Source organism: Mesorhizobium sp. P5_C1, assembly GCF_054049815.1.
Map to the genome: position 1 here is coordinate 1 of NZ_JBFULQ010000686.1, position 2,519 is coordinate 2,519.

A 2,519-nucleotide genomic window follows, 5' to 3' on the forward strand; every position below is an offset into this window, starting at 1 on the left:
CGGCAAATGGTGACCGAGTAGCCTCCGTTTCGCGTTTTGTCGAAAAGCCAGACGCCGAGACGGCCCGCCAATACCTGGCGTCGGGACGATTCTACTGGAACGCCGGCATCTTCCTTTTCCGTGCCGACGCCATGCGGCAGGCCTTTCTCGATTTCCAGCCGGACATCTGGGAGACTGCGGAACGGGCCTACAAGACAGCGCGGACCGAGGTCTCGGGTCTGTACCTGCCACAGGGCTTCTACCTGGCTGTCCCCTCGACGTCGATCGACTACGCGATCATGGAGCATGCGGGCGACATCGCGATGGTCACGGCTTCCTTCCGCTGGAACGACCTTGGATCTTGGCAATCGCTGCTGGAAGCCAGCCCGACCGACGGCGACGGCAACGTCGTCATGGGCGACATCGTCGCCATGGATTGCGGCAACTCCTACCTCAGAAGCCAGGGCAGGCTGCTGACCGTCGTCGGAATGAAGGATGTAGCGATAGTGGCGACGCCGGACGCGGTGTTCGTCGCCCCGGTCAGCCACAGTCAGCACGTGAAGAAGGTCGTCGAACAGCTGGAGAAGAGCGGACGCCTCGAAACCAAATTCACCGCCTCGGAAGACCGGGTYATCATCAGCGGCTCATGGCGCAAGCGTGTCGAACACTGGCTCTTCGAAGAAACCCTGCCACTGTGGTCCACTGCCGGTGTCGACGATGTGCATGGCGGCTTCCACGAGGCTCTCGGCTTCGATGGAAGGCCGTTGGGCAAACCCAAGCGCATGCGGACGATGGCTCGCCAAATCTATGCTTTCGCGGTGGCCAAGGAACGCGGCTGGACTGGACCGGCCGACAAACTCATCGACCACGGTATCGACTTCATCGCGAAATACGGCCGCACCGACCGTGGCGGCTGGGTGCGCACGCTCAATGCCAACGGCAGCGTGGCTGACCCGACGGAGGACGCCTACGATCATTCCTGCGTGCTCCTGGCGCTGGCTCATGCTCATCGATGCGGCCATCAGGACGCCCTGCGGCTTGCACAACAGACATTTCATTTCGTCGACACCCATCTCGAGGACGACAGCCTGACCGGGTTCCTCGAGAGCCCCGGCTCCAACGGGGCACGGTCTTCGAACCCGCACATGCACATGCTGGAATCCTTTCTTGCTTGGTACGGCGTCACCGGCGACCGTGCCTATCTGCGACGGGCGGCACGCGTCATCGATCTCTTCCGGTGCCATTTCTTCGACCAGGAAAGCTGGACGCTTGGGGAATATTTCGACGCCGATTGGCTGCCCTTGCCGGGAGACAAAGGACAATGGACCGAACCAGGGCATCATTTCGAATGGGCCTCGCTGCTTGTCGAGTTCGCGCGGGCGAGCGGGCAAAAAGACCTGGTCGCCTACGCCAGGAAGCTCTATTCATCGGCGGTCGCCAGTGGATTGAACCGAGCCACAGGTCTGGCTTACGCAGCCGTATCGCGGCAGGGAATGCCTCTCGACCGGTTCTCCCGCAGTTGGCCGCAATGCGAAGCCGTCAAGGCAGCCGCCGCCCTGGACGGCATTGGCGGGCCTGATCTGAAACCCGAGATCGAAGCTCGCGTCGCGCGCCTGTTCAGATGGCATATCGATCCCGCACCGCTTGGCTTGTGGGTCGACAGGATCGACGAGCGCGGAAGATCCGTGGCGACGGAAGTCCCGGCAAGCATCTTCTACCATCTGGTGACGGCGTTGATGCAGTATCTGGACAAGACCGGTGGACAGGTCGAACCTTTCCCGCTTCCAGCTTTGGATGTGGGCAAGACAGGTCTGAAGCAGGTCCTCAGCCGCCGCTAATGCGCCGATCCTGGGATACGATGTTCGTGCCACTGTGGTCGTATACGGCGAACCTGAGCGACGCCAATCCAAAGAGGCTACGAGCAGCTATGCTTTCTCCTGCGTCGGCTTGTAACCACGGTAGCCCAGAGGTGGTAGGGAGGTGGTAACTACGGCTAATTCGGTATCCCGTGCCTCTGTGTCGTGGCTGCAAACCGGGATAGTATGCTTACAGGATGCCTCAAAGAGAGGCATTGGGCGACCTCTTCCGATCTTGGAGTTGCGGCAAACTCGTCGAGGCGTTGTAATTTTGAGCCTATGAACCTTCATGTCCGAACGGTTGAGACGCAACTATGGCAAAAAAAAAAAGCGCGTGCCAGGGCCAGCGGTGACCTCCTAAAACTGCTTGCTACCAGGCCGAGAGCGGTGGCGCTTGCCGCGCTGCACGTGAGTGAATCCGTGCTGCTGGAACTCGAAGCATCCGAGCTGTTGTCAGCGGCCGAGATCAGAGGATTGCTGAAGGACGCGTCGACGACGTTACGAAATGCCGCCGATCAGGTCGACAATCGCAGCTGTCTCATTGCCAGCGAAATCGTCGACTCCATGCGGGAAAGTTTCAAGAGAAACAAAACCTAGTCCTGCCGCCACATGCCAATTTCGAAGCGTGCCGGTGGCGAGCCGGTGGAACCTGCGCATTTTCATCGAAAAGCGCCATCGCTACAC

General features: G+C 60.2%; 2 protein-coding genes. Both read left to right on the forward strand.

All coding sequences use genetic code 11. From position 1 onward, the window contains the following. On the forward strand, positions 1-1,817 hold a 1,817-nt coding region (locus ACXJ7R_RS29905), incomplete at its 5' end, for an AGE family epimerase/isomerase (RefSeq protein ID WP_457154968.1). A 297-nt stretch (positions 1,818-2,114) separates the two neighbouring features. Then, positions 2,115-2,432 (forward strand): hypothetical protein, encoded by a 318-nt coding sequence (locus ACXJ7R_RS29910; protein ID WP_457154969.1) that lies wholly within the window; start codon positions 2,115-2,117, stop codon positions 2,430-2,432. Positions 2,433-2,519: the final 87 nt, after the last annotated feature.